We start from the raw sequence: 22486 nt of genomic DNA on the forward strand, positions 1-22486 counted from the left end.
ACTCACTCCTTGTCTTCATTTCGTACTATTCCCTGTCCCCACTGTAGTTTTTCGTGAAGAAGGTCAAAGTATGTTCTTTGAGGCAAGACTATAACATTAACGAATTTATCTTTTGAGAGAGAAAGTTCAATACGATCTCCAGGTAATATTTCATATCCTAATTGTCCATCTTGGGTCAACATCAGATCTCGGTGACTCCCCTTGGGGATGAGATTTATAATGTCGTTTTCCCCCACGATTACAGGACGGGCATAGAGAGTGTGTGCGCAGATAGGAGCTAATACCATACAAGGAACATGAGGCGGAACAATAGGACCTCCAGCTGAGAGTGCATATGCAGTAGATCCTGTTGGTGTGGAAACTATAACTCCATCTGCAGGTAACATGTTAAAGTAATGGTTGCCAATACGGATCTCTATTGAAATGACTCGAGCGAAGGCTCCTTTTGTCAGAACGAGGTCATTAAGCGCATAAAGGGTATGCTTACGCCGCCCTTCTCTCCATATAATTCCTTCAAGAATCCGATGTTGCTGAAGGGAATAATCTCCCCGAAAAATTTGTTCAAGGTCTGATTCTGCTTCTTCAGGTTTCCCAGAAGCTAAAAAACCAAGATGCCCAAGGTTAATGCCATATAGGGCAATAGAGTGATTTAAGACATATCTGCTTGCACGCAAAAAGGTGCCATCACCACCGATAACAACGGCCATAGTAATACTACTTTTCCATTCGTTGTCAGGTGTGGCTTCCACCCCAAGAATAGAGCCTTCGTGAGGGGGAAAAAGAAAAGTCACGCCATTTTTTTTCCCCCATTTAAGGAGTTTTCTGGCCATGTCAAGGGCACCTTTTTTTTGGGTGTTGACGAGCATACCTATTTTCTTATCCATATGGTGTCCCTTCCCTTTCTATCCCTTTCCTTTTATTCGTTTAAAATGTGATGGCTTTCTGTTACAAGACTTTCAAAGTTAATATCTCTATTATTTTCTCTTGTTTTTCTGAGATAGAACAAAAATTCTATATTCCCTTTAGGTCCTTTTATAGAAGACCATGTTGCGTCAATAAGATAAAGCTGTGTTTCTGTCTCAATAAAAGCTGCAACTTCCTCAAGTATCTCCTGATGTATTTCTGCTTTTCGCACAATTCCACCTTTACCAAGGCGCTCTTTACCTGCTTCAAACTGTGGTTTCACTAAACATATTATACTTCCTTCTTTTGCTAAAAGTTTCTCTACAACAGGCAAAAGCAGTTTTAAAGAAATAAAAGAAGCGTCTATAGTAATGATATCTAATGGCTCTTCAAAGTCTTTTGTCTCTAAATATCGAGCGTTGGTGCGTTCCATAACAATAACTCTGGAATCATTGCGCAATTTCCATGCCAACTGTCCGTATCCAACATCAACAGCGTATACTTTACGCGCCCCACGAGAGAGAAGCACGTCTGTAAAACCCCCTGTCGATGCACCAAGATCCATGCAGACTTTATTAAGAGGATTTTCAGGAAAAACCTCAAGTGCTCGCAAGAGTTTATAAGCACCTCTACTGACCCATTCCGTTTCTTTAATCTTTATTTCTAATGGAGCGTCTACAGGAAGCAGCGTTCCAGCTTTCTCAATTCTTTCGTGAGAAGAAAAGACTCTCCCTTCAAGAATGAGAGCTTGTGCTTTTGCTCGAGTTGAGGCGAGTTTTCTTTCAACTATAAGTTTATCGACTCGTTCTTTTTGCATTTTTTTTATACCAGTTCACCACTCTTTGTGCTGTAAGGCCACAAAATTCTCTTTGTAAATGTACTGTTCCATGTGGCACATATATATCAGGTATTCCTATAGGAGCTACTTTTGCTTTATATCCGTGTTCTGCAGCTCGTGAAGAAATTGCTTCACCTATGCCTCCGTTTTTATACCCTTCTTCCAAAATGACAACAAACGTATCATTCATAAGATGGGAATCGATAACAGGCCAATCCAGAGGTTTTATACTTCGTAAGTCTAATATAGCAGGAGTGGGGAGTCCTTCCTCAATTGCTTTTTGACGGCATTCAAAACATAACCCCACTGTTGACCCCATTCCGATAAGAGTCCATTCTCTTCCCTCTACAAGAAGTTCACTTCGGAACGGAGGAACGATGCTTTTCATATCTTCCTGACGATTGATTTCTTCTGGCGCTGTTCCTCTTGGATATCTGATAATAACTGGAGTATCTTGCGATAATCCATATTCGAACATTCTTTCCAAGTCTACTCTGTCTCGAGGTATAAACATTTGCATGTTAGGGATTGATCTACACCACGTAATATCGAAAAGTCCCTGATGTGTTTCTCCATCCTCCCCTACCAATCCGCCTCTATCAACAGCTAATACTACTGGAAGTTTTTGTAAGGCGACGTCATGTACCAGTTGATCCATGGCACGTTGCAAAAATGTCGAATATATAAAAACTACAGGACGAAGACCACCTGCTGCCATGCCTGCAGCCATGGTGAGCATATGTTCCTCAGCTATTCCTACATCAAAGAAACGATCAGGAAAACGAGATGCAAAATCTTCAAGTCGCGTACCATTTTTCATGGCAGCTGTAAGACAGACTATGCGAGAATCTTTTTCAGCCATAGCACAAAGTGTCTCAGTAGCAGACGCACTCCAACTTGTTCCAGACGATTTATTACCGAATCCGTTCACAGGAACGCCGTGATATGTGTCTGGATGTTCCTCTGCACATTGCAACCCTTTCCCTTTTTGGGTTACTACATGGATGAGAACAGATTTATGGTATCTTTTGGCCATTTCAAAAACGGTTTCCATTTCGTGAATATTGTGTCCATCGAAGGGACCCCAGTAATTAATATCGAGTTCGTCAAAAATGTTTTCAGGTTTGACTAGAGATTTTATTTGATCTTTTAACTTAGATAATACGTTTTCTATTGATTGCCCTTGAGGAATCGAAGCGCACGATTCCTTAATATATTTTTTAAGATTATTATATGCAGGGCTTGAGCTTAACTTGGCTAAATGAGAGGCAAATCCCCCTACTCGATGACTAATTGACATTTTATTGTCATTAAGTACATATATAACTTTTGTATGAGCATCTTTTGTGTAGTTTAACGCTTCAAAGGCCAACCCGTTTAGTAGGGCGCCATCTCCTATAACGGCAACGACATGATGGTCTTGATTCTGTATATCTCGAGCCTTAGCGTACCCTAGAGCAGCAGATAAAGAAGTACTACTATGTCCTACGTCGAAATGGTCACAAGGGCTTTCTTCTCTTTTGGGGAAGCCGCTTATCCCTCTCCACTCACGTAATGTGTGAAATGTGTTTTTTCTGCCGGTAAGAATTTTATATGCATATGTTTGATGACCAACATCAAAAACTATTTTATCGTCTAGAGGGTTAAACTGTCGAAGTAATGCAACTATAAGTTCAACTGTGCCAAGAGAAGAAGCGAGGTGCCCCCCGTTTTTAGAAACAACATTTATAATTTCTTCCCGTAAGTCTTGGCAAAGAATATCTAATGCCCCAGAGGACATATCTTTAAGGTCATGATAATCGTTTACTCTATCTAAAATATGCATCATTCTTGCAGAGAGAGCCTCCTTTTTCAGATCACCGGCTTCGTTCCGCAAGGGAAAGAGCAAGTTCTTGAAAAAACTTAGTATTTTTTCCTATAGAAGAAATAACGGCAGCAGCCTCTTCACTTTCTTGAAGTGCCATTTTTCGTGATTCTTCAATACCAAACTGTGTGACAAAAGTTGTTTTTTCTTGTTTTGCATCTTTCCCAGGGGTTTTCCCTAATTCTTCTGCCGTTGATGTTACATCTAGTATATCGTCAACAATCTGGAACGCCAAACCCAAATGATTGCCATAATTTTCAAAAGCAGAAATTTGTTTGGAAGATGCGCCTCCTAAAATAGCTCCTGTGACAACTGCTGATTTTATAAGTATCGCAGTTTTTTGGAGTGCTATTTTTTTTACGAACAATGGAGATGGTTCAAAACTTTCGGGATCAGTATCGAGTACCTGGCCTCCGCATATTCCGAAAGGTCCTATAGCTTCAGCAAAAACAGAGAGTGCATGGATTATGGAAGAAGAAAGAAATCCTTCTTCTGAAAGTTTGTTAAGAGGATATTGAAAAGCCCACGCTAAAAGAGCGTCACCAGCAAGTATTGCCAAGGCATCGCCAAAAATAATATGGTTAGTCGGTTTGCCTCTTCGAAGAGAGTCATTATCCATAGCAGGGAGGTCATCATGAATTAATGATGCGGTATGCACCATCTCAAGGGCTATAGCCATGGAAAGAACTTTTTCCCTTATTCCTCCTACCGATTCTGCTGCTTGTAGACAGAGTATGGGGCGAAGCCTTTTCCCCCCCGCAAGGAGAGAATACGTCATTGATTGCCAAAGACGTTCAGGAATAGCGTCAGGCTTGCAGCTACAGAAGGAGCGAAGCTGTTCTTCAAAATATAGTCGATTTTTTTCAAGTTCGTTTTTCACAAAATCATTCATTTTCGTTCTCCACATTTTCAATACTTAAAGGTTCTTCTTTCCCTGATTGGGTTAAAAGAACTATTTTTTGTTCCGCCTCTGTTAAGTACTTTTGGCACTCTTTGACTAAAGCAACTCCATGCTCAAAGAGCTCTAAAGCGTCTTCAAGAGGCAGCTCATCCTTTTCAAGAGTATGAACGATTTTTTGAATTTCTTCCAGTTTCTGACTAAAATTCATAATTGCTCCCCCTTTTTTTACATAGAACAATTGCTCTATTCACCTAACCTGTGATAAAATCCACCTGTTCGAACACTATTTCCTTCGGAGGAGGCGGAAAATCAATGGCTAGAGTTTGTGAATGTTGCGGCCGCGGTCCTGTTACAGGAAACGCAGTCAGCCATTCCAATCGTCATACAAGAAGACGTTGGCTTGTCAATCTGCAGAATGTGAAGGTTGACTTGGGCGCAGGCGAGACGCGACGTATGAAAATTTGTACAAAGTGCCTTAAATCTGGCAAAGTCAAGCGGGCTGTGTAATTCAGCCCGCTTTTTTTATTCTGCCCAGTAAAGATACACTGCGAGTCTTCCTTTGTCTACGTCAACTTGCAGATAGTCTTTTTTAAGTCTGTTGCTAATGGCGTAAGGGTGAGTTATTTTTAGTAAAACATTTTGTAACTCCCAATGAGTTCCTCGAATAAACACACCTTCTGCTTTTTCATCCAGAGCAAATAAAGAAACAATGTTCGGATATGGCAATTCAAAATGGAACGTTGCTTTATCTGGGCCGTTCAACAAAAAGAGCGCTTCTTTATGGTCGCAAAGGCTCACTACATGAACGTTCCATTCTTGCGCCCAAAGAGCAGAATAAATATTGCTCCATGTGTGATCTAGACGCCCACCCCAACAACCTGTAATAACAACTTTGGCATCAGGGTATGTTTCTCCTATTCTTTTGAGTGTAAGTTGTAAATCCGTGTAATCTTTATCAACAGGGTATGTCTCAATACGAACCCCATTTTCTTCTGCCCATGCTCTACCTTCCAGGGAACTGCTATCACTATCTCCTATAAGACGATGAGGAATAATCTGCGCCTTCTTGCATATTTCAATGCCAGAGTCGGCGCACCATATTTCTTGGAATAGTGGAGATATTTGAGCAAGCCATTCAACTGAAGGTGCTTGGCCCCCTGCAATCAAGAGAATTGACAGATTTCCCCAAAGGTTGTTAGCAGTCAACTGCCAGCGACCTAAGTGAAAAGATAAAACATCTGAATTAGAGGTTCTCATCCATAATCTCCTTTGCTCGTTGTTCATCTACAAGTATTTCGCGCGGTTTTGACCCGTCAGGTGGCCCCACGATGCCAAGCTGTTCCATCGTATCTATAAGTCGAGCTGCGCGAGTGAATCCTATGCGAAGCTGTCTTTGAAGACGACTGGCCGAAGCAATTCCTGTATCGAGAATAATTTGCATTGCTTCTTCAAGTAATGGATCGTCCGTAAAAGCTGAATCTACTCCATTGCCGCCGTTATCTCCCTGCTCCTCTATCTTTATATATTCGGGATCGCCGAAAAGATTTCTCATATAGTTGATCAAGTCGAGTGATTTCGCATCTTCAATAAAGGGCGATTGCAAGCGCACAGGTCGCGGATATCGGGGACTGACAAACAGCATATCGCCTTTTCCTAAGAGCTTTTCTGCTCCTGAGACATCAATTATTGTTCTAGAATCTGCCTGTGATGGCAGTGTAAAAGCAACACGAGCAGGAATATTAGCTTTGATTAGTCCCGTAACGACGTTAACAGAAGGACGTTGTGTTGCGAGTAAAAGATGAATTCCAGTGGCACGAGCCATTTGCGCAAGGCGGCAGATGTAATCTTCTACATCCTTTTGAGCAGTAAACATCAGGTCTGCCAATTCATCTACAACTATAACGATATGAGGAAGTTTATCTTTAGGTAAAACTTTCCCATTATATCCTGCCAGATTTCGTACTCGCGCCTTAGCAAAAATATCATATCGCTGCTCCATTTCACGTACTGCCCATGCTAAAGCGTGGATAGCCTTTTTAGGCGATGTTACAGGTTTAGCTAACATGTGTGGTAAGTGTTCATATATACTTAATTCTACTCGTTTGGGGTCAATCATGAGGAATCTCAAATCCTCTGGTTTCCTGCAATAACAGAGTCCAGCTATGCAACTATTAACAAATACACTCTTTCCTGAGCCTGTTGTCCCGGCGACAAGAAGGTGAGGCAGATCTTCTAAACCAATAATGAGAGGTCTTGAGTCTACTCGTACCCCCATAGGTAAGGGAAGATTAAAGTCAGCTTGCGCAAAAGCTTGGGATTCGAGAATTCGACGCAGTGTTACTCCTTTTCTTTTAGGATTAGGGATTTCCACTCCTACATATGGTTTGCCGGGAATTGGTGCTTCCACGCGCAATGCAGGAACTGCTAATGCAACAGCAAGGTCATTAGCTAATCCTGCTATTTTACTGACTTTAATGCCAGGAGCTAGCTGGATCTGAAATTGAATGACTGTGGGGCCAATTACAATTTCAGCCAACTCTGCCTGTACGTCAAAATCAGCTAAGGTAGAAATAATAGATTCTGCCTGCTCTTTAGCCTTTTGTTCGCCGCCATCCTGTATATGAGGTTCTGGGGCTCCAAAAAGATCAATAGGAGGAGGAAATTTCCCTTCCGCAATAGAAGGCTCTTTCCCTTCTTCATTTTCCATACTAATCTCTGGAAGAGCTTCTCCTTCTACAGGTGCAGAATCTTCTTCTTTGACGATCAGGCGTGCCTGAAAAGAAGGTTCAGCGACTTCGCTTTCTTGGATTGTGTCTTCTTCTGTCTCTGAAGTATTTATCTCTAAATCATCAAATCCTAGTTCGTCTTTTTCTTTATCATCTATTGGGTCTGTAGTGGCAGTTAGAGACGTAGGATCTGCCAAAGGCGTTTGTTCCTCCAAAGGTATTTGATCCGCTACAACTGTTTCTTCGTTGTTTAATATAAGTTCTGAAGGCTGTTCTTCTGTTACAGATTTGTCTGTTTTTTCATGAAAGAAGAGTTTCTTTATTTCTCTCATAAAGAAGGCTCCAAAAGCCAACACCATCTTTGTCTTTATGAAGCCATAGAGTACTGTAGAAGTAAAAAGAGAGGCGAAACAAAACAGAAGGGTTCCAAAGAAACCGCCGTTGACTAAAAAGAATTGAGTCAAATTATGTCCAAAAAAGCCGGGGTTAAGAATAGCCCATTGTTGGGCGCTCCCATATTTATTTAAAAGCCCTAACAAGAGAGCCCCTGAGATAAAAAGGAAAAGCGTTGCTAATGTTTGAGATGCTAGCTGATGTATCTTTTTTCGAAGCAGAACAGAAAGACAAACATAGGCTCCGAAGATGAGAAGAATAAGAATTGCCCCGCCCGTTCTAGTCATAAGTGTTTGTCGTATATATTGACCGAATTCTCCAGTCCAGAAAGAAAAAAGAGATGCCATTACATAAATATCACCAACGAGCAAGAAAAAGAATATCAGGCGAATAAACGTATGTAGCCGGCGGATTCTTTCTTCCTTGATCCGTCGGATTTCATCAGTTTTTTGCTTTGGACGTCCGCGTTTTTTTTTCTTTTTAAAGAGCGTCATGGTTCGTCGTGTTGCCTCCAACTGTTAACTTTTTAATTAAAAGAGATGGTTGCCCATCTGTTACTGGCACCGCTTGCCCTGCCTTACCGCATGTACCAGGAAGAAAATGTAAATTATTTCCAACGGCAATAATATCCATAAGAGCTTCCGGCCCATTACCAGTAAGAAGGGCTCCTTTTACAGGGTGAAGTATTTGACCGTTTTTAATGAGATAGCCTTCGTTAACCTGAAAGACAAAATCTCCAGAAGTAGGGTTAACTTCTCCTCCGCCCATCTTTTTCACATAAAGACCATAGTTTATTTTCTGCAACATTTCTTCAAAATTGCTTTCTCCAGCCACAATAAATGTGTTACTCATACGAGGGATTGGTGGCTGTCTGTATGAACTTCGTCTTCCGTTTCCAGTAAGAGGTAAATTCTCTTTTAAAGCTGAAAGTTTATCTGTGAGATACATTTTTAAAATACCTTTATCTATTAAAACTGTTCGTTGAGATGGAACACCTTCATCATCAACAGAATAGCTTCCAAACAAGCCTATAATAGTTCCATCGTCAACCATTGTAACAAGAGGGCTGGCTACATACTCACCAATTTTCCCCCGAAAAACGGAGTAATCTTTTTGTATAATATCTGCTTCTAGGCTGTGCCCGCATGCTTCGTGAACCAGAGTTCCTCCAGCTTCTCCAGAAAGCAGAACAGGCATTGTTCCAGCAGGACAATCTGGGGCATCTAGCATTAGAAGAGCTTCATCAAGTGCTCTTTGTGACAGAATGTAAGGGTCATTTTGCTGCCAGAACTCTAAAGTTGGCGTAGCTTGAGCCGCACTTTCATATCCCGTCTGTATTTGTTCATTCTTTTCAACGACTACTTCCACGCTAAAACTTGTATACCATCTTTCTTCTTTTTGAAGAATTCCACCTTCCGTTACAATAGCAATTTGACGTTTAGAAAAACTGTAATTCATAGAAACTTGTGTAACTAAGGCACTTTTCCCACGTATTTTTTGATCAATATCATGAAAAAAATCTGGATTTTCCGGTTTTAGTAGTGATGATTGCTCAATAACTCTCTTCTCGTATTCTTCTTCAGGTGACGGTAATGTAAAGCGAATCCCCATGTTTTGGGCGGCCTTTTGAAGAGCATCAAGTCCGTCTTTTATTGTAACTCCTGGTGTGTGTGAAAAGGAAGTTAAATCATCAAAAAAAATTCGCGCACCTACTCCTTCGCGAAGGGAAGAGCTAGTTTCTTCTATTACACCATCTTCAAAAGAACAACTGTGACTTGAAGAAGATTCAAAATATATGTCCGAGTAATCTATTTTTGAACGATATAGTGTTTCGAATGCTTCCTTTAATGGGGTGATGATCATTCCTCTTGATCTTCCTCTCTCTTCTCGTATTCGACTATTTCTTCTATCTTAACAGGAATTCCTTCTTCAGAAAGTTTTTTCACGAGCAAATGCGCTTCCTTTGTTCGTTCTTGAGGAGAAAAGAGAGAGATGATCCCCTTTTGCGGATCATCCGTTCGAATAAATCCTATACCGTCATATTCAGAAACAATCCAGCTTATGAGAACAATAGAAGCTGGTTCAGTAGAAAGAACGAATTGTGTCATATCTTTAGGATCAATCACTTGTTTCACCGCCGTTTTCTCTTAATACGTCTAATATTTGCAAGATGCTCTTTATAGGTTTTAGCAAAGGCATGTCGCCCATCCTTTTCAACGACATAATATAGATATTCATTCTTTTCAGGGGTAAATGCAGCTTCCCATGAGGCGGCAGAAGGCACACAAATTGCTGTAGGAGGCAACCCCAAGTTCTTATAGGTATTATATGGTGATTCTAATTCAAGATGCTTGTATAGCACGCGTTGTAACGTCTCTCCCTTCCTTTTCCAGGCGTAGACAATGCTAGCGTCGATTTGGAGGGGCATTTTTTTCTCTAATCTGTTATATATCACTCCAGCTATTATCGCACGTTCATCATCTTGTTTAGCTTCTCTCTCAATAAGTGAAGCTATTATAGCTAATGAAGTGATATCTTTATCGTTGAACTTTTTCCCCCTTACTACTTTACCGAAATGACTCCACCAAAGTGAACTTCCTGATTTAATTAAGGCTGTAGGAGTCTTTTCTGCAACATAGTATGTGTCTGGTAGTAATAGGGCAACCCGTGTCTCTGCATCTGCGGGGAGATATTTTTCTAGAGTACTATCAAAAATGTTATCTTGTAAAAGAAGATTGGCTATATCCTTTGTCGTAATCTTTTCAAATTGTTCCGCTAACGAAAAGATATCTGATCCTGGTATGAGTGTTACTTTTTCATGAAAGGGGGTCGCTTCTCCCAATTGTTTGGCGACTTCCCAAGGCGAACCTTTTCGTATCATATAAATGCCCGTTTTTATTTTTCGGTCAATACCAAGTGTGGTCATCCATTTAGAGAGTTCTTTGGCATTCTCCACGACCCCTTCTTTTTCAAAATGTCGTGCAATTTCTTGTGCAGTCTGATTGGGAAGGACGAGTATTGAAATTGCTTCCCCTTCTCCTAAAGGAAATTCCTTATCCCACCACTGAGGAGATCGGGTGCATATAAAAAGAAGAAACGTTACGACAATTAGAAAGAACAGGGCATCAACGATTTTACGCATGTTTGAACTCTCCTTTTATTCTGTAAGAGTGACTATATGATTTCCGCAATGGGCACAGTTACCTTTTTTATCAAGACCGAAAAGAAGGGTGTTGTATCCTCGACGTTCCATGATCATCGATCCACAAAGGGGACAAAAAGTTATAGCTGAAGATTGAACATTGCCAAGATAGACAAAGGACAAATGTTTCTTGGCCCGTTCCTGAGCCTCTTCTAAAAGATCAAGAGGTGTCGGAGCTTCATGCCATTTGTAGCAGGGAAAATATCTTGAGATATGCAAAACTATATTGGGAGATAGAGATGAAGCCCACTCTGAGAGAGGGTCTAGCCACTGAACATCCTTATGAATGCCAGGAACAATAAGGCTTGTAAGCTCTACATGCACATGGGCTTTAACCATAGATTCAACAGTATTTTTAACAGTAGTCAAATCACCACCGAGTAAAGAATATGTCGGAGCGTCAAAAGCTTTTACGTCAATATTGGCTGCATCTATGTAAGGAAGTAGCTCGTTTAATGGCTCTTCGCTAACCATTCCATTTGAAACAAGAACTACTGAAAATCCTTCTTTTTTCAATGCGTGCGCACTGTCGAGAATATATTCGTACCAGACAAAAGGTTCATTATATGTAAAGGAAACAGCTTGTAGATGCTTTCTTCTGGCAATATCTACTATTTCAGAAGGAGAGATATAGGTTAGGGGTATAGATTTGGAACATGTGGATATTTGCCAATTCTGACAAAAGGGACAATACATATTGCAACCTATGCTCCCTAGAGAAAGGATTGATGTTCCAGGATTCCAATGATAAAGAGGCTTCTTTTCTACTGGATCTATGGCTATAGATGATACAAGGCCGTAATTCAAAGAGACAAGGCCTGCATCTTTCTGATGCATTCGTACCCCGCAAATGCCTTTTTGCCCTTCTTCGAGAGTACAGTGATGAAAGCAAAGATCGCACGTAACAGAAGAGTTGTTACGGTGCCACCATGATGCTCTATAAGCCATAATTATTCTCCTCTCTCAAGATAACGGTCAACAGTAAAACGGTATATAGTGATATTACCATGAGAAGATATTCCGGCTTTTTGTAAAGCTATGTGAATCTGCCGCTCTACAGTATCCACACCATCAAGATCGGGAAGCAACACACCTTTTCTTACTCCATTAGAGACTATAATTCCGTAGATTTTTACGTCAAGTTCGTCTATCGAATGTACTTCCTCAGGCTCTGAAAGAATGTCGACAGAGACAACTATATTTTTTAGTTCATCTGGTTGCACAGGGAGAAAACGGGGGTCTTCCGTCGCAGCAGCTATAGCATTTGCAACTAACTCTTCACTAAGTGTCTGATGTACAGGTAGAATTGTTCCGATACAGCCTCTAAGATGGCCGTCCTTTGTTTTCAAAGAGACAAAACAGGCTCCCTTTTTATGTAAAGCTTCTAAAGGAGACCATAATTCAATTTCTCGTTGCGCTGGTTGTCTATCGTTCTGTATATATTCTTCAATAACGTTACGCGCAAACAACGGATACTCTTTTTTTTGAGGCGTAGCAATAGCTACAGCGTACCCTACTCCAAATGGAGCTTCATAAGAAATCATTTTTGAATGTGGTTCAGCAAGACCGAGATAAATCAAGACAGAACGAAGTCCACACTCCCCTGCTTCTTCTATAGTGCTTTCAGGTAAATTTAAAAGAAGTTGAGCGTCAGAGGTTTTTAAGGCTCTGACGACTTGTTCATCGAAAAAGGCTCCTAAAGGGGAATATCCTGCAGGTGCTCCAGGTATTACTCTATGAGAGAGATCGCCACTTGCAATAAGTCCCCACTGAAGGGTGTCTTGAAATTGGCGAAGTTCTTTTCCCATCTTGCTAGCCTCTTCCAATGTTAATCCAATAGGATTAGCAAGAATAATATCGGGTAGATTCCCCCATTGTTTATGAAAGAAATACAAAGGAACGATAGAGGCATGATCTAATGAGCCCGTTGCTTTTTTCATAACTTCTACAGGTACTATTTCTTTTAAAAAGTTGTAAATAGCCTCAAATTTTTCATGATTTCCTTTAGCATGCAACGATACTTCAGGTACCCCAAAAAGTGAGAGGTCTCCTTTGTACTCTGAAGACTCTACGAACAAAAGGCCCCGTGAGTATGGTGCATGTGGAGAAAGTATAAATAGAACGTCTGGTTTTTTCTCCTCAAGCTGTTGTGTTAGAGAAGTCATTCCCTGAATAGTTCGTATAGCTTCTTTTTCTTTGCCGCGCCCTACTTCTGGAACAATAATAGGTGGATGAGGAACGAGACAAGCCCATTTCCACATAATACCATCACCCTCCTTAACTTTTATTGAATCAGCATGGCGTCCCCAAAAGAAAAGAATCTATAATTCATTTTAACAGCTGTTTTGTAAGCTTCCATTACGTTGTCATATCCTGCTAACGCTGCTACAAGCATAAGCAGCGTACTTCGAGGAAGGTGAAAATTAGTAATAAGCCCGTCAATAACCGAAAAGTTATAGCCAGGGTAGATAAAGAGAGATGTATTTTTCTTCCCCTCATGAATGACGCTTTCGTCATGAGTCGCCATACTCTCTAACGTTCTTGCCACTGTTGTTCCAGAGGCAAGAATTCGCCGTCCTTCTCTTTTTGCTTTTCGAATAAAATCAGCTGTTTCTTTAGGAATTTCGCAATATTCCTCGTGAATAATATGTTTGCGTATATCTTCTACCTGAACTGGACGAAAAGTCCCGAGTCCTACATGAAGTGTAACCCAAGCAAAAGATATGCCATAATCTTTGGACAATTCACGAAGCTGTTCTTCTGTAAAATGCAAGCTGGCAGTAGGAGCAGCACACGATCCGTTGCGTTTGGCAAATACCGTCTGATAATCGGAAGCAGTAGCGTTTGTTTCTTTTATATATGGAGGAAAGGGAACTTCTCCAACATGTTCCAATAAAGAAAGTACATCGCAATTAGCTGGAAATTCAACTATTCTGATGCCATCTCTTAATATGTCTTGTATGCTGACAACTGTAGTATCATTAACAAACACCGTGCTACCTGGTTTTAATCTTCTGCCTGGCCGAAGCAACGCTTCCCAACGCTTCCAGTTCTTATCAAGCGGTTTGAGCAATAATATTTCTACATGCGCACTTCCCTTTTCTTTTATTCCGTGAAGCCGAGCTGGGATAACGCGAGTATCATTTAAAATAATGACATCCCCTTCTTTTAAAAACTTATTGAGTTCATAAAAGTGTGAGTGTGTCATTTTTCCTGTCTCTTTATCGAGCACTAAAAGTTTTGAATGATTCCTTGGTGAAACAGGATTTTGAGCTATACGTTCTTCAGGAAGATCGTATGCATAAGATTCTATATCATAAAGATTCGGAGCCATAAAACGTCATCGCCTTCTTATTTTCGAGTTAGAGTTGTACCTGGATAATAATGCTGCAGTATTTTAGCATATTTCCATCCTTGATCAGCAAGGTTTTTGGCTCCCCATTGAGACAGCCCTACACCGTGTCCCCATCCCTTCCCTGAAAAGACAAAAACTCCAGCAGATGATTTGTTAGCTTTCCTCTGCATAGGACGGTTTGTGACTGTTGACGTGTTCTTTTGAGGGATAGCTTTTTTGAGAGCTTTAAAGAGATATGTTTTTTTCTTTTCAGGATGCATCAGCATATCGATCATTTCATCGGCTGAAAAAGCTCCTTGTTGAGTAAGTGTAATCAATGTTTGCTCTTCTTCTGAAGATAGTGGAGCATTCGCATCTCCCAGATTATTGCGTTGTGGTTGTTGAACAACAGGTCCAGTTTCGCCATTGATCGTAAAGAATGTGCTTCGCAACACAGAAGGACCAACAGCCATCCTGAATTGATGAGTTTTTATTTCCCGTGTTCCCTGGCTCCCTTGAACTAAAAGCGTTACAGGGCGTCCAAAGGCATCTCTTGAGCCCACTCCTACATTAAGAACGTTTCCAACATTTATTCCTAATTTACTAAGGGCTGCCCGCACTTGTTGAGCGGAGAGCGTAAGATTCCATGACGAATAGGGAGATGTATACGGAATAGCTTCTTTTACCCCGCATAAGTATGGTATGGAACTACTCCATACTTCAGAAACATTGGCTGTCGCTCCTCCACTATCTGAATGGAAGGGAGTAAGAGCAAGCTGGGAACCGTATGCGACAACGACACCAGCTGTCTCTTTAACAGCTCTATCTGTTCGCGAAGTTTCTGCATTAACACCTCGATAAACCTGGCAATCTGGCGTGGCCGTAAGATCGAACCCCTTCTTTCCATACTTGCCCAAATTCTTGAGAGCATACGTTCGGGAAATAACTGCCTGAGCTTTCAGCGCTTCCAAATGCCATGCAGGGTTCGTTTCCATTTTTAAAACCCCACGCACATAGTCCTCTATATTGACAACGTTAATAATGTTGACAGAATTCCCGTTGTCAACAGCGCGAATAGCCCCCCTGTATTGGACCTTCTTAAAGTTTAAAAGGCCTTTTGAGGTTATTTCTAATGGTAATTTGAGAGTATGTTTTCCTATCGAGATTCTATTCTTCCCTGCATATCGCAAAGAAATAGCCTTATTAGCTTTGAATCTCTTCCCCTGACCATCTTTAAGGATTAAGGCTGAAGAAGAAGAAATAGTGGCTTGTGATACTCCAATACCAACTCCTATTCGAACAGTTTGTGCCGCAGCTTCTGCAATGAAAGAGTCGCCGATTGCAAAAGAAAGAACGAATATAGCAGCAAGGATGAGAGATCTACAGATTTTTTTCATAAGAACGTACGTTCCTCCTTCTCTCGATTTCTTTTTTTGAATTTATTATTTCATCCAACGTCCAATAATGTTCAAAACTACAGTTAACACGATACTCACAATAATCATTGTGGTGATAGGTGCAAAAACTGTAACATTTTTTCGCGTATACGTAATGTCTCCAGGCAATTTCCCAAAGGGGATATTTAACTTTGAAAAAACAAGGAAGAGGCTTCCCGCAATAATGAGAATTATCCCCGTGAAAATAAGACCTTTTCCTATTCCTTGCATGAGTCTGATTCCTCCTCTTGGTAGAATTCTAATTGCTTAGTAATATCCTCTGGAGGGTTCTTTCCAAGATATAAATATCCATTTTTAGTTGCCTTTCTACCTCGAGGTGTTCTTTCTATGAGACCTTTTTGAATAAGATATGGTTCGTATATGTCTTCTATGGTTTGTCCTTCTTCGTTTAATGCTGCCGCAATCGTTGAAAGTCCTACTGGTCCTCCATCAAAAAGTTCTACAATCACATGTAAAATTCTGCGGTCACCATCATCTAGCCCCAAAGAGTCGAGCCCAAGCATGTTAAGAGCAATCGATGCAATCGATGAGGTTATGGAGGATGATTGACGAACTTCAGCAACATCCCGAACCCTTTTAAGTAAACGTATAGCCACACGTGGTGTACCTCGGGAACGACGTGCTATTTCGTATGCAGCCTCTTCTTCTATTTTGACTCCAAGAACATGGGCGCCCCTTTGGACTATATCTGAAATCTCTTTTTCCTCATAAAGCTTGAGCTGTTCTACTATTCCGAATCGTGCACGAAGAGGGGATGTCAAGAGGCCAAGGCGCGTCGTTGCCCCAACAAGGGTAAAGGGAGGAAGGCTGAGACAGATATTGTTGGCAAGCGGGCCTTTTCCCACAATAATATGCAGACTAAAATCTTCCATACTCGGATAAAGAATCTCTTCGACATTTGCAGGTAAGCGGTGAATTTCATCAATAAAAAGAACGTCGTAAGGTTCGAGATTTGACAAAATAGCAGCAAGATCTCCTGCTTTTTCTAGCGCAGGACCAGTGGTTACACGAAGCTGACCACCCATTTCATGAGCAATAATCCCGGCAAGAGTTGTCTTACCAAGACCGGGAGGGCCGTAAAAAAGAATATGATCAAGCGCTTCTTTTCTTTGACGAGCAGCTTGTACAAATATTGAAAGTTTATCTTTAAGTTGTTGTTGCCCAACAAAATCTTGCAATGTTGAAGGGCGGAGTGTTATTTCTTCTTCGAAGGTTTTATTCTGAAGGTCGAAAAAGCTAGCCTTTTCTTCCGACACGTTTTTCACCTCAGTTTCTTTTTAGTTCACGAAGAGCTTGTTTAAGCAGTACTTCTTCCTTTGCTGTTTCAAACTCAGCGCCCATCTCTCTTTTAAGACGATTCATAACAGTGTAAACTTCGTTTTGAGTAAATCCCAGAGAACGAAGAGCAGCTGCAACCGTATTCTTAGCGGGCATTGTAGGTATAATCTCTTCTTCCTCTGCAAATTCTGCAATCATCTCTTCTGATAAGTGGCGTTTCAACTCGAAACACAAGCGTTCGGCAGTCTTTTTCCCTACTCCTGGAACCTGAAGAAAAGTATCAATATCAGAAGCGACGATCGAACGAACAACCTGAGATGGAGATAATGTGCGAAGTATAGCCAACCCTACTCTACCCCCAACTCCTTTTACAGTTATTAATTTTAAAAAGACGTCTCGTTCCAGCTCGCTTGAGAAGCCAAAAAGAGTTATTCCGCTTTCTGATACTTGTAAATATGTTGTCAATCGTACACTTTCACACTCTTCGCATAGCCGAAGCGCACTTCCTGAACAGAGAATATCTAAACCAAAGCCATTTACATCAAGTATAACGTTCTCTTGTGTTATCTGAAGAATTTTTCCCTCAACACTTCTTAGCAAGAAAAACCACCTGCTTTCGTTTTTCTACTAAAAGAATGAAGTGCGATACCTGTTAAAGCTATAGCAATGGCATCAGCTGCATCATCTGGTTGTGGAATCTCTTTTAAATTTAATAGCCGTTGCACCATCTTTTGAACTTGTTTTTTGTCGGCAGATCCAGAGCCGCAAACAGCTACTTTTATTTGTGAAGGTTTAGGTTCATACACAGGTAATTTATATTGAGAAGCCAGTAAAAGAATAATGCCCCGAGCTTGCCAAACGTATTCAGCAGTTGTTATATTACGTCCGAAGAAAAGTTTCTCTACTGACATAAAATCTGGGGAGCAGTTTTGAATCCGCTCCCCAAGTTTGTTGTAAATCATCTCAAGCCGCAAAGGCACGTCTGTTTTGGGTGGAGTTTCAATGCATCCATAATCTTCTGCAGAAAAACAATGTCCATCCTTCCGGACAAGGGCAAATCCTAAACGGCCTAACCCTGGATCTATTCCAATACAAGTTATAATTTGCTTTTTATTCAACTTGGGCCATAATTTCGTCCGGAATATCAAAGTTGGCATAGACATTCTGGATATCATCATGATCTTCAAGAGTCTCAAGCAATCTCAAGATTTTTTGTGCCTGCTCTATTGTTTCTATAGCAACTGTGTTATTGGGGATCATTTCAGCCTCTGCGCGTTCGACAGCGTATCCGGCATCTTCCAATGCTTTCTGGACGTCAGTTAAGGCTGAAGGAGTTGTAAATATAGTGTATCCCTCATCTGTTGCTTCAAAGTCTTCTGCTCCTGCATCAAGACAGGCAAGCATGATTGTTTCTTCGTCTATATTCTCACCCTTTACTTCAATGACACCTTTTCGTTCAAACATCCAGGCAACACAGCCGGATTCACCAAGGGCGCCACCACCACGGGTAAGTATAGCTCGCATATCTGCTGCTGTTCTGTTTCTATTGTCAGTGAGTGCTTCTATCATAAGTGCTACACCGTTAGAGCCATAACCTTCATATGTAATTTCCTCGTACATGGCTCCTTCAATTTCTCCAGTTCCTCTCTTTATTGCTCTAGTGATATTCTCATTGGGAACACTTGCAGCTTTAGCTCTATCTATTGCTGTTTTAAGACGAACGTTCATTCCTGGATCGCCGCCACCTTCTTTGGCTGCAACAATAATCGCTCGTACTAGTTTCTGAAATAGATTTCCTCTCTTTGCATCTTGGGCTGCCTTTCTATGCTTTATGTTCGCCCACTTTGAATGTCCTGACACGAACAATCACCTCTTCTATAAAAATCGTTCCATTAATCTTTCGGTATTATGCAGACAGGTGGTAATTCCCGTTTATGCACAGATTGACGATATCTCTCTTCAATTCGTTGCCTAACACTTTCCTTGACGTTTCCTGTCGCTATATATTTATCAATATCGTCATATGTAAGTCCCATTTCATTCTCATCAGTTTGTCCTTTCCAAAGGCCTGCCGATGGCGGCTTTTGGATGATGTCTTCTGGTACCCTTAAATAGGCAGATGTCTCGCGTACTTCTTCTTTTAAAAGATCACCTAAGGGCCAGATGTCTGCTCCGGAATCACCATGTTTGGTGAAATAACCGGCAATAATTTCAGCCTTATTGCTTGTTCCGCATACAAGATATCCTTTGGATTGTGCAATAGCATAGAGTGTTGTCATTCGTAACCTGGGTTTTATGTTTGCCAGTGCGATGTGTCGAAGAGGCACAGAAGATTCTTCCAGCCCCTTAACGAGAGAATCGTACGTTGCGGAAAGATCTACTAAGGTAGAAGGAATAGAAAAAACATCTATAAGTTTTTCCGCATCTTGTTGATCCTCAGGCAAACTATGGCAGGGCATCATCACTCCCAGCATATTGCTTCCAAAGGTTCTTCGCAGTAATACGGCTACAAGGGCAGAATCAATACCGCCGCTTAACCCGACCACACATCCGTGGGCACCTGCTGATGAAACCTTATCTGCTAACCATTTTTCTATAGTCGCTACTATTTTTTTCGGAGAGCGAACGTATATTTGCATGATAGATTCCCTTTCCTTCCTTCTCCGTTTTGTCTCACTTATTCTAGCATATAGCTGAAATTTCGCCGAGATTATCAATTCTATCACGAAATCATGTTTCAACTGCAAAATTTGTTAGGTTTAGAATAACATCCAATTAAATAAACGGGGGAATGTATTAAAATCATTTATAATGAAGTAACTATTAGAGAGAGGAGGCTGTCTTGCGTTGGAAAAACTCGTTCGATTCGGAGTTGCAGTACCGGAATCCTTGCTAGAGGAATTTGATCACTGGATAAAGAGATCAGGAATACCTAACCGCTCAGGTGCAATACGACAGCTTATCAGACAGTCTATTTCCAGAAATCGTTGGGAAGAAGGATCGGGATCTGTTTTTGGAACACTGACGATTCTTTATGATCACCATTCCCATGACACTTCTGCAGAACTGACTCAAGTTCAACATGATTTTGGCGATGTGATTGTTTGTACAAGTCATGTACATCTTGACCATGACCATTGCCTTGAAGCTATTGTTTTAAGAGGGTCTGCTGAAAAAATACGTAAGCTCGTAAAAGCTGTTTCATCTATTAAAGGAATCAACACAGCAGATCCAGTTGTTACAACTACAATATAAAATATAAAAGGGCGGCAAACTGCCGCCCTTAACATTAAACTCCTCAACCCGATGAGCAGGAACCGCAAGAACCTCCGCATCCTTTTTTACCTAGAGACTCTCCTTCAAGGAGAATCAGAATTTTACTTCGGCATTTAGGACATTTTATGGAGGATCCATTTCCTTCCTGTTCAAAAATTTCTCCACAGGAAGCACATCGAAAGGTTCGTTTCGATTGTGTCAAAAGTTATCCCCCCTGCTATTTATTTCAGTCTATAATACCCCCTCAAGGTTTATGAGGCAAGTATATTTTTACTAGAGATTTCCTATTGTGGCCACCATTACGGCTTTGATTGTATGAAGACGGTTTTCTGCCTCATCAAATACCTTTGAAGCCCGTGATTCAAAAAGATCTTCCGTAACCTCTTTCCCTTTATACGCAGGAAGGCAGTGTAGGAAAATCGTCTTATCATTTCCGGTTGCTTTCATAAGTTTGAAGTTGACTTGATATGGGCGTAAAAGGGCTTCTCTCTCTTGCATCTGGGCTTCCTCACCCATTGATGCCCAAACATCAGTATAAATGGCATGAGCGCCTTTTACTGCTTTTATAGGATCTTCCTCAAGAGTAATTGTTCCTCCTGTTTTGTCTGCCATAGCGAGACATTCTTCGTATAATCCTTTGTCAGGAAATAGAGATGAAGGGGCTGCAATTACAAAATGGAGACCCAGTTTTGCCGAGCCTATCATCAATGAGTTAGCCATGTTGTTGCGCCCATCTCCAGCATAAACAAGTCGAATTCCCTCTAAATGGGCTCCAAAATTTTCTTGGAGAGTCAAGAAGTCCGCTAAAATTTGGGTTGGATGGTATGTATCAGTAAGACCGTTCCATACGGGTACACCGGCGTAGGCGGCCAGTTCGTCTACTGTCGCCTGCTTGAATCCACGAAATTCAATGCCATCAAACATTCTTCCGAGGACTCTAGCTGTGTCCTTTACATCTTCCTTCCCTCCAAAATGAATATCATTTTTCCCGAGATATTCAGCATGACCCCCCTCGTCAATACATGCCACTGTAAAAGCACAGCGAGTACGAGTTGAGGCTTTTTCAAATAACAAGGCAATGTTTTTCCCTTGAAGCAAATTCCCTCGAAGTCCGGCTCTTTTTTTGGCTTTCAACTGAGCCGCCAAGTCGAGAAGGTAGTAAATTTCTTGTTCTGTAAAATCTTTCAATGTCAAAAAATGTCTTCCCTTGAGACTTATAGGCATGCCTGTCTCTCCTCTCTTTATTCCTTATTATTTGAGTTTCTTTCTTTTCGAAGCATATCGACAAGTAAGGCTATTTTTTCTGGGATTTCATCGATAGAACATTCTCCTATAATATGGCCTTTCGTAAAAACCACCATGCCTGCAGGGGAGCCTGCAAAACCGATATCTGCATTCTTAGCTTCTCGTGGGCCATTAACTTCGCAGCCCATAACAGCTACAGTTAGTCCATCGGGTACATCTTTCAAATACGGTTTTATACGTTCTACTATTGACGCCACATCTATTCGTCGCCGGCCACATGTAGGACAGGAGATAAGATGAAATCCATGTTCCCTGAGTTCAAGAGAACGTAGAATTTCGTATCCCGCTTCAACTTCCTTGACTGGATCAGAGGTAAGACTGACTCTGAGCGTATCTCCAATCCCTTGAGCAAGCATAAGCGCAATTCCCGAAGCGCTGCGAACAAGCCCGGTGAGCCCAGGGCCAGCTTCAGTAATTCCAATGTGAAGAGGAAAATCTGGATATCGTTCACTTAATATTTTGTTGGCTCTCACCGTTTCTTTTACGCTTGTCGATTTAGCAGAAAGAATAATACGATTAAAGTTTTCTTTTAGCAATAATTGAAGTTGTTCCTCTACAGCTAAAACAAGAGCACAGGCTTTATCACCATGAGATTGCGCAAGTTGCCTTCCATTAATAGAGCCGCTATTGGCTCCTATTCGTATAACGACAGAACGTTCAGACGCTATATGAATAAGTTTTTGCAACTTGTGAAGCGGCATATTTCCAGGATTAATACGAATAGCTGGGCACCCAGCATCCATTGCTTCAATAGCTAAATCGGGATCAAAGTGTATATCAGCCATAAGTGGTATATCAATATCACTATTTAAGCGAGAAAGTTCGGTCTTCAAATCTTTGTGTGGAAAGGCCACCCTTACGAGCTCGCAACCTGCCTTTTGCAAGGCTTGACATTGTTCTAGAACACGATCATAACTTGATAGAGGTTCTTTAAGCATACTTTCTATCCGTATAGGTGCTTTATGGCCAATCACAAGTTTCTTTATAGTTACATTTCTTTCTGTCATTG

The 22486-nt window shown here is 41.1% G+C and carries 24 protein-coding genes; 2 read left to right on the forward strand and 22 right to left on the reverse strand.

What is annotated here, in order from left to right:
• Positions 1-2: 2 nt before the first annotated feature.
• From ACZ5GY_RS04230 to xseB, 5 genes are read right to left on the reverse strand one after another with little or no spacing between them, the layout of a single operon-like run.
• A complete protein-coding gene (locus tag ACZ5GY_RS04230; protein ID WP_213691502.1) occupies positions 3-884 on the reverse strand; it encodes an NAD(+)/NADH kinase in 882 nt (293 codons plus the stop codon).
• A 32-nt stretch (positions 885-916) separates the two neighbouring features.
• On the reverse strand, positions 917-1720 hold the full coding sequence (locus ACZ5GY_RS04235; protein ID WP_307880067.1) for a TlyA family RNA methyltransferase: 804 nt from the start codon (positions 1718-1720) through the stop codon (positions 917-919).
• Positions 1698-3569: a 1-deoxy-D-xylulose-5-phosphate synthase gene (dxs, locus tag ACZ5GY_RS04240; protein WP_323401561.1), complete on the reverse strand. Its 1872-nt coding sequence runs from the start codon at positions 3567-3569 to the stop codon at positions 1698-1700. The genes ACZ5GY_RS04235 and dxs overlap by 23 nt, the downstream gene beginning before the upstream one ends.
• A gap of 28 nt (positions 3570-3597) precedes the next feature.
• Positions 3598-4497, reverse strand: coding sequence for a polyprenyl synthetase family protein (locus tag ACZ5GY_RS04245; protein WP_213691503.1), 900 nt, complete (start codon positions 4495-4497; stop codon positions 3598-3600).
• The gene (gene xseB / locus ACZ5GY_RS04250; protein WP_213691504.1) at positions 4490-4714 is read right to left on the reverse strand and encodes an exodeoxyribonuclease VII small subunit; all 225 of its coding nucleotides are present in this window, start codon (positions 4712-4714) and stop codon (positions 4490-4492) included. The genes ACZ5GY_RS04245 and xseB overlap by 8 nt, the downstream gene beginning before the upstream one ends.
• A 104-nt stretch (positions 4715-4818) precedes the next feature.
• Here xseB and rpmB point away from each other — a divergent pair, with 104 nt between their 5' ends.
• Positions 4819-5013: a 50S ribosomal protein L28 gene (gene rpmB, locus ACZ5GY_RS04255; protein ID WP_013048251.1), complete on the forward strand. Its 195-nt coding sequence runs from the start codon at positions 4819-4821 to the stop codon at positions 5011-5013.
• Positions 5014-5028: 15 nt separating this feature from the next.
• Here rpmB and ACZ5GY_RS04260 read toward each other — a convergent pair whose 3' ends face one another.
• From ACZ5GY_RS04260 to nadE, 15 genes are read right to left on the reverse strand one after another with little or no spacing between them, the layout of a single operon-like run.
• A complete protein-coding gene (locus tag ACZ5GY_RS04260) occupies positions 5029-5763 on the reverse strand; it encodes a thiamine diphosphokinase (protein ID WP_464112034.1) in 735 nt (244 codons plus the stop codon).
• On the reverse strand, positions 5750-8119 hold the full coding sequence (locus ACZ5GY_RS04265; RefSeq protein ID WP_323401560.1) for an FtsK/SpoIIIE family DNA translocase: 2370 nt from the start codon (positions 8117-8119) through the stop codon (positions 5750-5752). Before ACZ5GY_RS04265 ends, ACZ5GY_RS04260 begins: the two co-directional genes overlap by 14 nt.
• Complete coding sequence (locus tag ACZ5GY_RS04270; protein ID WP_213691507.1) at positions 8106-9488, reverse strand: TldD/PmbA family protein; 1383 nt, start codon at positions 9486-9488, stop codon at positions 8106-8108. The genes ACZ5GY_RS04265 and ACZ5GY_RS04270 overlap by 14 nt, the downstream gene beginning before the upstream one ends.
• Complete coding sequence (locus ACZ5GY_RS04275; protein ID WP_464112035.1) at positions 9485-9733, reverse strand: hypothetical protein; 249 nt, start codon at positions 9731-9733, stop codon at positions 9485-9487. Before ACZ5GY_RS04275 ends, ACZ5GY_RS04270 begins: the two co-directional genes overlap by 4 nt.
• A gap of 23 nt (positions 9734-9756) precedes the next feature.
• A complete protein-coding gene (gene mltG / locus ACZ5GY_RS04280; RefSeq protein WP_213691509.1) occupies positions 9757-10767 on the reverse strand; it encodes an endolytic transglycosylase MltG in 1011 nt (336 codons plus the stop codon).
• 15 nt (positions 10768-10782) lie between these two features.
• On the reverse strand, positions 10783-11775 hold the full coding sequence (amrS, locus tag ACZ5GY_RS04285) for an AmmeMemoRadiSam system radical SAM enzyme (protein ID WP_213691510.1): 993 nt from the start codon (positions 11773-11775) through the stop codon (positions 10783-10785).
• 2 nt (positions 11776-11777) lie between these two features.
• Positions 11778-13088, reverse strand: a complete 1311-nt coding sequence (gene amrA / locus ACZ5GY_RS04290; RefSeq protein ID WP_213691511.1) for an AmmeMemoRadiSam system protein A — start codon at positions 13086-13088, stop codon at positions 11778-11780.
• Positions 13089-13111: 23 nt separating this feature from the next.
• Positions 13112-14161, reverse strand: coding sequence for a tRNA preQ1(34) S-adenosylmethionine ribosyltransferase-isomerase QueA (gene queA, locus ACZ5GY_RS04295; RefSeq protein WP_213691512.1), 1050 nt, complete (start codon positions 14159-14161; stop codon positions 13112-13114).
• Positions 14162-14178: 17 nt separating this feature from the next.
• Positions 14179-15558 carry a SpoIID/LytB domain-containing protein gene (locus ACZ5GY_RS04300; RefSeq protein WP_213699196.1) on the reverse strand — a complete coding sequence of 460 codons (1380 nt, stop codon included), beginning with the start codon at positions 15556-15558 and terminating at the stop codon, positions 14179-14181.
• 45 nt (positions 15559-15603) lie between these two features.
• On the reverse strand, positions 15604-15828 hold the full coding sequence (locus ACZ5GY_RS04305; protein WP_213691514.1) for a DUF2905 domain-containing protein: 225 nt from the start codon (positions 15826-15828) through the stop codon (positions 15604-15606).
• Entirely contained in the window at positions 15816-16874 is a 1059-nt protein-coding gene (gene ruvB, locus ACZ5GY_RS04310; RefSeq protein WP_213691515.1) for a Holliday junction branch migration DNA helicase RuvB, read from the reverse strand. The genes ACZ5GY_RS04305 and ruvB overlap by 13 nt, the downstream gene beginning before the upstream one ends.
• 10 nt (positions 16875-16884) lie before the next feature.
• Positions 16885-17496, reverse strand: a complete 612-nt coding sequence (gene ruvA / locus ACZ5GY_RS04315) for a Holliday junction branch migration protein RuvA (RefSeq protein ID WP_213691516.1) — start codon at positions 17494-17496, stop codon at positions 16885-16887.
• Positions 17490-18014 (reverse strand): crossover junction endodeoxyribonuclease RuvC, encoded by a 525-nt coding sequence (gene ruvC / locus ACZ5GY_RS04320; RefSeq protein WP_307880061.1) that lies wholly within the window; start codon positions 18012-18014, stop codon positions 17490-17492. The genes ruvA and ruvC overlap by 7 nt, the downstream gene beginning before the upstream one ends.
• Entirely contained in the window at positions 18007-18756 is a 750-nt protein-coding gene (locus ACZ5GY_RS04325) for a YebC/PmpR family DNA-binding transcriptional regulator (RefSeq protein WP_213691517.1), read from the reverse strand. The genes ruvC and ACZ5GY_RS04325 overlap by 8 nt, the downstream gene beginning before the upstream one ends.
• A gap of 32 nt (positions 18757-18788) precedes the next feature.
• On the reverse strand, positions 18789-19535 hold the full coding sequence (nadE, locus tag ACZ5GY_RS04330; RefSeq protein ID WP_213691518.1) for an NAD(+) synthase: 747 nt from the start codon (positions 19533-19535) through the stop codon (positions 18789-18791).
• 208 nt (positions 19536-19743) lie between these two features.
• Between nadE and nikR the strand changes: the two genes are divergently transcribed.
• On the forward strand, positions 19744-20151 hold the full coding sequence (nikR, locus tag ACZ5GY_RS04335; protein ID WP_213691519.1) for a nickel-responsive transcriptional regulator NikR: 408 nt from the start codon (positions 19744-19746) through the stop codon (positions 20149-20151).
• A gap of 294 nt (positions 20152-20445) precedes the next feature.
• Here nikR and argF read toward each other — a convergent pair whose 3' ends face one another.
• Both argF and ispG read right to left on the reverse strand, forming a co-directional pair.
• Complete coding sequence (gene argF, locus ACZ5GY_RS04340) at positions 20446-21396, reverse strand: ornithine carbamoyltransferase (RefSeq protein WP_213691520.1); 951 nt, start codon at positions 21394-21396, stop codon at positions 20446-20448.
• A 17-nt stretch (positions 21397-21413) separates the two neighbouring features.
• Positions 21414-22484 (reverse strand): (E)-4-hydroxy-3-methylbut-2-enyl-diphosphate synthase, encoded by a 1071-nt coding sequence (ispG, locus tag ACZ5GY_RS04345; protein WP_213691521.1) that lies wholly within the window; start codon positions 22482-22484, stop codon positions 21414-21416.
• Between the last annotated feature and the right edge of the window lie 2 nt (positions 22485-22486).

This window comes from Aminobacterium thunnarium, assembly GCF_055390565.1.

Coding starts and splice junctions, on each gene's coding strand:
- argF (WP_213691520.1), bottom strand. CDS start 21,396: ATGCCTATAAGTCTCAAGGGAAGACATTTTTTGACATTGAAAGATTTT.
- ispG (WP_213691521.1), bottom strand. CDS start 22,484: ATGACAGAAAGAAATGTAACTATAAAGAAACTTGTGATTGGCCATAAA.
- ACZ5GY_RS04245 (WP_213691503.1), bottom strand. CDS start 4,497: ATGAATGATTTTGTGAAAAACGAACTTGAAAAAAATCGACTATATTTT.
- xseB (WP_213691504.1), bottom strand. CDS start 4,714: ATGAATTTTAGTCAGAAACTGGAAGAAATTCAAAAAATCGTTCATACT.
- ACZ5GY_RS04260 (WP_464112034.1), bottom strand. CDS start 5,763: ATGAGAACCTCTAATTCAGATGTTTTATCTTTTCACTTAGGTCGCTGG.
- ACZ5GY_RS04230 (WP_213691502.1), bottom strand. CDS start 884: ATGGATAAGAAAATAGGTATGCTCGTCAACACCCAAAAAAAAGGTGCC.
- dxs (WP_323401561.1), bottom strand. CDS start 3,569: ATGATGCATATTTTAGATAGAGTAAACGATTATCATGACCTTAAAGAT.
- ACZ5GY_RS04265 (WP_323401560.1), bottom strand. CDS start 8,119: ATGACGCTCTTTAAAAAGAAAAAAAAACGCGGACGTCCAAAGCAAAAA.
- ACZ5GY_RS04300 (WP_213699196.1), bottom strand. CDS start 15,558: ATGAAAAAAATCTGTAGATCTCTCATCCTTGCTGCTATATTCGTTCTT.
- ACZ5GY_RS04275 (WP_464112035.1), bottom strand. CDS start 9,733: ATGACACAATTCGTTCTTTCTACTGAACCAGCTTCTATTGTTCTCATA.
- queA (WP_213691512.1), bottom strand. CDS start 14,161: ATGGCTCCGAATCTTTATGATATAGAATCTTATGCATACGATCTTCCT.
- amrA (WP_213691511.1), bottom strand. CDS start 13,088: ATGTGGAAATGGGCTTGTCTCGTTCCTCATCCACCTATTATTGTTCCA.
- mltG (WP_213691509.1), bottom strand. CDS start 10,767: ATGCGTAAAATCGTTGATGCCCTGTTCTTTCTAATTGTCGTAACGTTT.
- rpmB (WP_013048251.1), top strand. CDS start 4,819: ATGGCTAGAGTTTGTGAATGTTGCGGCCGCGGTCCTGTTACAGGAAAC.
- ACZ5GY_RS04305 (WP_213691514.1), bottom strand. CDS start 15,828: ATGCAAGGAATAGGAAAAGGTCTTATTTTCACGGGGATAATTCTCATT.
- ACZ5GY_RS04270 (WP_213691507.1), bottom strand. CDS start 9,488: ATGATCATCACCCCATTAAAGGAAGCATTCGAAACACTATATCGTTCA.
- amrS (WP_213691510.1), bottom strand. CDS start 11,775: ATGGCTTATAGAGCATCATGGTGGCACCGTAACAACTCTTCTGTTACG.
- nadE (WP_213691518.1), bottom strand. CDS start 19,535: ATGCAAATATACGTTCGCTCTCCGAAAAAAATAGTAGCGACTATAGAA.
- ACZ5GY_RS04235 (WP_307880067.1), bottom strand. CDS start 1,720: ATGCAAAAAGAACGAGTCGATAAACTTATAGTTGAAAGAAAACTCGCC.